The organism is Blastocatellia bacterium (assembly GCA_035573895.1).
GTDB lineage: Bacteria > Acidobacteriota > Blastocatellia > HR10 > HR10 > DATLZR01.
The window spans coordinates 1-7169 of record DATLZR010000059.1 but is presented as its reverse complement, the minus strand read 5'-3'; the positions used below and the strand labels follow the sequence as shown (position 1 = coordinate 7169).

Below are 7169 nucleotides of genomic sequence, written 5' to 3'. Positions count from 1 at the left end.
GAAAACGAACTCGCCCGGATGCAACAAGATTTGAGGCGGGCGTTAGAGAAGCCGGTTGCCGAGCGAAGCTGGATCATGGTCATTGATCCCCGTCGCTGCATCGGCTGCCAGGCGTGCGTCGTCTCCTGCAAGGCCGAGAATGTGACGCCTCCCGGCGTTTCCTATCGAACGGTCCCAGAGCTGGAAGTCGGCCTCTATCCCAACGTCAATCGCTTTTTCATGCCGACCAACTGCATGCAGTGCGACAATCCCCCGTGCATGAGAGCCGCACCAACGGGCGCGATCACGAAGCGACCCGATGGGATTGTGGTGATTGATTACACCAAATTCACTTCGCGCGAGGGATTTGAGGCCGCCCGGCGGGCCTGTCCATACACTGCTCTCTATTACGATTATGGGAATTTCTACACGCGCGACACGCCCGGCTCAACGCAACCCTACGAAACCCGTCGGTTTAACGAGTATGAAAGCGAATATGCTCGATCCGGTGGTCAATTACCTGCTGGCGCTGGACGCAAGTGTCATTTTTGCTTGCACCGGCTGAATGCCGGAATGCTGCCGGCGTGCGTCACGACCTGCGTGGGCCGCGCCATGTATTTCGGGGACAAGAATGATCCTCAGAGCCTGGTCTCCGAATTGCTCGCCACGCACAAAGTCTTTCGGGTCAAGGAAAGCGCCCGCACCCAACCGCGGGTTTACTATATCGAGGACGAAATTCCCGGTGTAAAGCAGCTCTTATCTTGCAGCGTGTGTCACCGATGAAGGAGGGGAAAGCTATGAATCGAGCCATGGAGAATAACGGTAGTGAGCGAAAGGGTCTTCAGCTTAGTCGCCGAACCTTGCTGCAAAGTGCCGCTTTGTTTGGAGGGTCCGCACTCTGGGCCAGCTACATGGATCGGCTGTCCTGCCTGGCCACCGCTCGCGAGAGCAGCCTCACCGAAGGTTATGAGCTGGCTCGGCCAGAAAACATTCTCTACACCACCTGTCTGCAATGCCAGATCCGCTGCCCTTTGAAGGTCAAGGTCCAGGACGGTGTCGTGGTGAAGATAGACGGGAATCCGTATAGCGCCAAGCAATTTTACCCTAACCTCTCTTACGACACGTCCCCGGTTCAGGCAGCTCTTATTGATGGAAAATTGTGCCCCAGGGGACAGGCGGGCGTTCAGACGCACTACGACCCATACCGCGTCATCAAAGTGCTCAAGCGCGTCGGGCCCCGGGGCAGCGGCCAGTGGCAGACAATTGATTTTCGCCAGGCTGTGAAGGAGATCGTCAACGGGGGCGATCTGTTCGGCGAGGGTCCTGTGCCCGGTCTCAAGGACGTCTACGCTCTGCGTGATCCCAATGTCGCCAAGCAGATGGCCGCTGACGTTGATCTCATCAGAAAAGGCCAGATGACGGTGGCGGAGTTCAAGGCCAAGCACGCAGCCAATCTGAATGTGCTGATTGATCCAGACCATCCGGACCTCGGTCCCAAGAACAACCGGTTTGTCTTCATGCCGGGCCGGATCAATCGGACGCGCTCGGATTTCGCCAAACGCTTCGTTCACGGAGCGCTCGGTTCGGTCAACTTCTTCCCTCACACATCCATCTGCGAACTGAGCATCTTCGTTGCTACGAAGGAGATGACCCGGGGTCCTGTCCACTTCAAGCCGGACCACATTAACTCCGAGTTCATCATCTTCTGGGGCACTGGCTTCGCTGAGGCGAATTTCGGCGTCACGCCGATGGCGGAGTTGGTTACTCGGGGTCTTATCAGAGGGGACTTGAAGATCGCCGTGATTGACCCCCGACTGTCCAGGAGCGCGGCCAAGGCGTGGAAATGGGTACCAGTGAAGCCCGGCGGTGACCTGGCGCTCGCGCTGGCGATGATCCGCTGGATCATCGAGAACAACCGTTATGACACTCGTTACCTGGAGACCCCGAACCTAGATGCCGCCAGGAGAAAGGGAGAGACCAGTCATACTGATGCCACCTGGCTCGTGCGCACTGACACTATGAGCTACCTCCGGACGCAGGAGGCCGGGCTGCCCGGTCCGGATGGGTTCGTAGTGATGACTCCCTCTGGTCCGGCTCGTCACGATCAAGTGGATGCGGGGCTCCTTGAGGTTGACACCACGATCAACAACATCCCGGTCAAAAGCGTCTTCACCCTAATCAAGCTGGCCGCTAGCGAGAAGACTCTGGCGGAATTGGCCGACGAAGCCGGCGTGTCCGAGCAAGACATCGTCACTCTGGCCACGGAGTTCACCAGCCACGGGAAGAAAGTGGGGATTGATGCGTACCGTGGTCCGGCCAAGCATCCCAACGGTTTTTATGCCATCCAGGCAATTAACACGCTCTGTGCTCTCGTTGGCTGCTACAACTGGAAGGGTGGCATGTCTCCGGGTGGCGGCAGTCGGGATGATCTCGGCGGGAAACCCGGTCAGCCTTATCCAATCGCCAAGCTGCATCCGAACAAGATGACTCACTTCGGAGTGAACGTGAGCCGGGAAGGGCTCAAGTACGAGGAGTCAACGCTATTCCAACGAGACGGCTATCCCGCCAAACGCCCCTGGTATCCCTTCGCCTTTGAGATGTACCACGATGTCATCCCGGCCGCAGGCGAAGGCTACCCGTATCCCATTGACATTCTCTGGTTGCACATGGGGACACCCGCCTACTCGGTGCCCGGTGGCGGGGAGCAGATCAAAATCCTCAAAGACCCGAAGAAGATTCCACTCGTGATTGCGACGGACATCGTGGTAGGCGAAACCAGCATGTACGCAGATTACATCTTCCCCGACATCAGCTACCTGGAACAGTGGGCGAGTCCGGGCGATGTACCCGTTCCACCGGTCAAATCTAACCCCATTCGCCAGCCTGTGGCAGCGCCAATCACAGAGCTGGTGACTGTCTTCGGGGAAGAGATGCCGCTTTCGATGGAAGCCCTGATGCTGGCCATTGCGGAGGAGATGGGCCTGCCAGGCTTCGGACCCGATGGCTTCGGACCAGGAATGGACCTGAAGCGGCCGGAAGATTTCTACCTCAAGATCGTCGCTAACCTCGCCTTTGGAGAGAAATCGGATGGCTCCGACGCCGTCCCCGATGCTTCCAGCGAGGAAATCGAACTCTTCCGCCAGGCTCGGAGGCACCTGCCGCCGGCCGTATTCGATGAGGCGAAGTGGCGACAGGCAGTGGGAGAGACTCTCTGGCCGAAAGTCGTGTACGTGCTCAATCGTGGAGGGCGGTTTAATTCGGTAGCAAGCGCCTACGACGGCGAAAAACTTACCAGCCGGTTCGAGGGGACACTCTATCTTTTCGCCGAACGCGTCTCGATGACCAAAGATAGCATCACCGGCCAGCGTTGGGATGGACTGCCCCGACTCAAGCCACCAACTCACTCAGACGGTACGCCGATTGTGCAGGACGGCTATCCCCTCGTTCTGGTGAGCTACAAAGAGATCTTCGGGACGCAGAGCCGCACCATCAGCAACTACTGGCTTCAGTCGGATATTCTCTCGGAGAACTTTGTCATCATTAATCCGACTGATGCGCATCCCCTCGGACTCTCTCACGGAGATCGAGTGAGGGTGCTCTCTCCAACCCTTCCTGATGGCCTCCTCGACCTTGGCAACGGTGAGAGGAAGCCGCTGGAGGCGAGGATCATGGTGAGCCACGGGGTGCGCCCGGGCACCGCGTTGGTTTCTCACCACTACGGACACTGGGCCTATGGGGCATCAGCCATTACAGTGGATGGCGTCAGCGTGCCCGGTGACTCAAGAAGGGCCGGAGGGATCCCTCCCAATCCCCTGCTCCTGCTTGACCGTCACATGCGCACGGCCGCCATCACCGATCCTGTTGGCGGGGGCGCTGTCTTCTTCCAAACGAGGGTGAGACTTGTGAAGGTTTAATGCAGGAGGCTTAGTGCTCAATCAAGGCGGTGTCGCCTGGGGTGGGCCTTGGGTTCCAAACCGCCGCGCTTCGTACAAGTGGTCACCGAACGGATGGAGCAGATGCGGAGCCTCGGGCCGAGGCCCACATCCAATGGCTGAACACTTTCCGCCGATTGTGAATAACCATCGTGGCGATAGGACGCCCGGCAATGACTTGGAGTCATCCTGTGAGGCCCGGGGAGGCGCCACACAATTGGGCGTCATTTCCGGAAACTGGCATCACCAATGCACTCACACTATGGAAGAGTGACGGAAGAAATTACAGTTTCCCTCCAGGGCCTGGTAAGTTGCGGGCATCTTCGCCCCTTTATTTTAAAAAAGGAGGTGATCTATGGCTCTGCGTTTAGCTCAAGAGTGGTTCGCCATCTGCGGAGGGTGTGAGGTCACTATCCTCGATGTTGGCGAGCCACTGCTCGACATCTTGCCTCAACTGGAGATCGTTCACATGCCCGTCCTCATGGATCATAAACTCTACGGTCAAACCGGTGAGGGGACAGAGCCGGAGATCCCTGAGGCGGACGTGGGAATCATCACGGGTGGCATCCGGAACGAGGAGAATAAACGCCTCGCCCAAGAGATGCGCCGAAAATGTAAAACCCTGATTGCGATGGGCTCGTGCGCCTGCTATGGCGGCATTCCGGCTCTGGCCAATCTTTCCACCGTGCAAGACCTCTATGAGAAGGTCTATCGGGATTCCGTCTCGACTGATCCCGATGGCATCCCCGGCGAACAGATTCCGCCGCTCACCGACCGGGTCTATGCTGTCCATGAAGTTGTTCCCGTGGACATTAAGCTTCCCGGCTGTCCGACGACGCCGGAACTGTTTGTCGAGGCATTGACGGCGCTCCTCGAAGGGAAGCCCTTCGCGCTATCGGGCAAGAGCGTGTGCGATGAATGTCCGCTCATTCGAGAAAAGAAGGCCGTCTCCACACTGAAGCGACCGCTCGAGCCGATTGACTTCAAACCGGGCGAGCCGCTGAACACCGTGCGTTGCATCATGGAGCAGGGATATCTTTGCCTCGGTCCAGCGACCAAAGCCGGGTGCGGCGGCAAGGAAGGTGTGCCCCGTTGCATCCGTGTCTACATGCCGTGTCGTGGCTGCTTCGGCCCGCTCTCGGATACGGCCAATCCCATGGTGGATATGATGGGCGCGCTCGCTTCGATCGGTCTCGATGCTAAACAAATTCCCGATCGGGCGGCCACATTCAATCGGTTTGCGGGTGCGCAGGGTCGCTTGCGCCCCGTGCCGAAAGGAGGGAGGCCCGTATGAAGACACTGGTCATTCAACCTGTCTCTCGCATCGAAGGCCATGCGAAGGTCACCATTCAACTGGACGACACGGGCAACGTGCAGGACACCCGCGTAAACGTCATCGAGCTGCGTGGTTTCGAGAAGTTTTGCATTGGCCGACCTGTCGAGGAAATGCCCCGCATCGTCACGCGCATTTGCGGAGTGTGTCCCTGGTCGCATCATCTGGCCGCGAGCAAAGCCGCCGACGCCGTCTTCGGCGTGGAGCCGCCGCCGGCCGGAAGGAAACTCCGCGAACTCTGCAACAGCATCGCCTACATGGAGGAGCACATTCTGCACTTCTATTTTCTCGCCGGCGCTGACTTCGTGATGGGACCCGACGCTGACCCGTCGGTGCGCAACGTCATCGGCATCATCGGCAAAGCGCCCGATCTCGCCCGACAGGTCGTTCGCGTGCGCCATCTCTGCGCGAAGATGCTGGAGATCATCGCCGGCAAGGCCATTCATCCCGATGCGTCGGTGCCGGGCGGATTCAGCAAGCCGCTCCTGTCCGCCGAGCGCGATCAGCTCAGGAAGATGGCCGACGAAGCCCTCGAACTGGCTAAGTTCTCCATCAAGTATGCCAAGGAGAACATCTTCCCGCAGTATCTCGACACGGTGAAATCGCTCGGCGTCATCGAGACGGGCTTCCTCGGCACGGTGACCGATGATGGCGCACTGAATCTCTATGACGGGAAGCTTCGCTTGATGTCCAAGGACGGTTCGTATGTCGAGTTCCCTTACGAGCGGTACACTGACTACATCGCCGAACACATCGAGCCCTGGAGCTACCTGAAGTTCCCCTACGACAAGCGGGCGGGAGCCTTTTCGATGGACCTCGATCATCCGAACGGCATCTATCGGGCCAACACGCTGGCGCCCATCAACGTGTGCGATTACATTGATACGCCGCTTGCGCAGGCGGAACTGGAAGAATTCCGCAGGAACTTCGGTCGTCCGGCGCAATTGACGTTGCTCTATCACTGGGCGCGACTCATTGAATTGCTCTACAACGCTGAGAATGTGATCCGCTTGCTTGACGATCCGGAGATCACGAGTGTTGAAACCCGAAAGAAGGTTGAGCCGCGTGCAGCCCGTGGCGTCGGGTGCGTGGAAGCTCCCCGGGGCACGCTCATCCACGATTACACGACAGATGAGAAGGGCATGTTGACTAACGTCAATCTGATCGTGGGCACGACGCACAACAATGCGCCGATCAATATGTCGGTCAAGCAAGCGGCCAAATCGCTCATCCGAGACGGCAAATACGACCAGGGCATTCTCAATCGCATCGAGATGGCTATCCGCGCCTACGATCCGTGCCTTTCGTGCGCGACGCACAAGTTCGATGGTACCCTCGCAGTGAAGATTGACATCTACGATCACACCGGTCAATTGGTTGAGTCGCTGGCGAACTGAATCCTGATCCGTTGCCAACGGAAAAGTGCCAACGGATATAAGCCATGACGTTATCCGTTGGAACCTTTCATCCGTTGGCGAAGAGTAAGCCGGAACGTGCATGTGAAAGGTGACGACTCTCTGCCTGAATTTTGCACCAAGCCGGTGCTCGTCCTGGGCTGTGGGAATCGGCTCTTTGGCGACGATGCCTTCGGCTGTGAGGTGGTGGAGTATTTGCAGGTGCACTATCGGCTCCCGGACGACATTTACGTGATGGACGTCGGCACCGGCGCACGCAAGGTGCTGTTCACCCTCTGCCTGAGCGAGCACCGCCCGCGACAGATCATTTTCGTTGACGCAGTGGATAAGGGACGAACGCCGGGCGAAATCTTCGAGTTGTCGCTTGATGATCTTCCGGTGGAGAAGAGCGACGACTTCTCCCTTCATCAGGTTCCTTCATCGAATCTGGCGAAAGAGCTGAAAGAGGCGGGCGTTGACGTTCGCGTGATCGTCTGTCAGGTCGGTCGCGTGCCGGAGAGCGTCGAGCCG

5 protein-coding genes are annotated in these 7169 nt (G+C 58.2%); all 5 read left to right on the top strand.

Annotation, left to right across the window (positions count from 1 at the left end):
- Positions 1-762, top strand: a 762-nt coding sequence (locus VNM72_06270) for a 4Fe-4S dicluster domain-containing protein (GenBank protein ID HXF05004.1), incomplete at its 5' end; no start/stop codon positions are given.
- 14 nt (positions 763-776) lie between these two features.
- A complete protein-coding gene (locus VNM72_06265; protein HXF05003.1) occupies positions 777-3893 on the top strand; it encodes a molybdopterin-dependent oxidoreductase in 3117 nt (1038 codons plus the stop codon).
- 373 nt (positions 3894-4266) lie between these two features.
- The gene (locus VNM72_06260; GenBank protein ID HXF05002.1) at positions 4267-5205 is read left to right on the top strand and encodes a methyl viologen-reducing hydrogenase; all 939 of its coding nucleotides are present in this window, start codon (positions 4267-4269) and stop codon (positions 5203-5205) included.
- Complete coding sequence (locus VNM72_06255) at positions 5202-6641, top strand: Ni/Fe hydrogenase subunit alpha (GenBank protein HXF05001.1); 1440 nt, start codon at positions 5202-5204, stop codon at positions 6639-6641. The genes VNM72_06260 and VNM72_06255 overlap by 4 nt, the downstream gene beginning before the upstream one ends.
- Before the next feature lie 102 nt (positions 6642-6743).
- Positions 6744-7169, top strand: a 426-nt coding sequence (locus VNM72_06250) for a hydrogenase maturation protease (protein HXF05000.1), incomplete at its 3' end; no start/stop codon positions are given.

Bases quoted from the DNA above. Each gene is read 5' to 3' on its own strand.
- VNM72_06265 (HXF05003.1), top strand. From the start codon at position 777: ATGAATCGAGCCATGGAGAATAACGGTAGTGAGCGAAAGGGTCTTCAG.
- VNM72_06255 (HXF05001.1), top strand. From the start codon at position 5,202: ATGAAGACACTGGTCATTCAACCTGTCTCTCGCATCGAAGGCCATGCG.
- VNM72_06260 (HXF05002.1), top strand. From the start codon at position 4,267: ATGGCTCTGCGTTTAGCTCAAGAGTGGTTCGCCATCTGCGGAGGGTGT.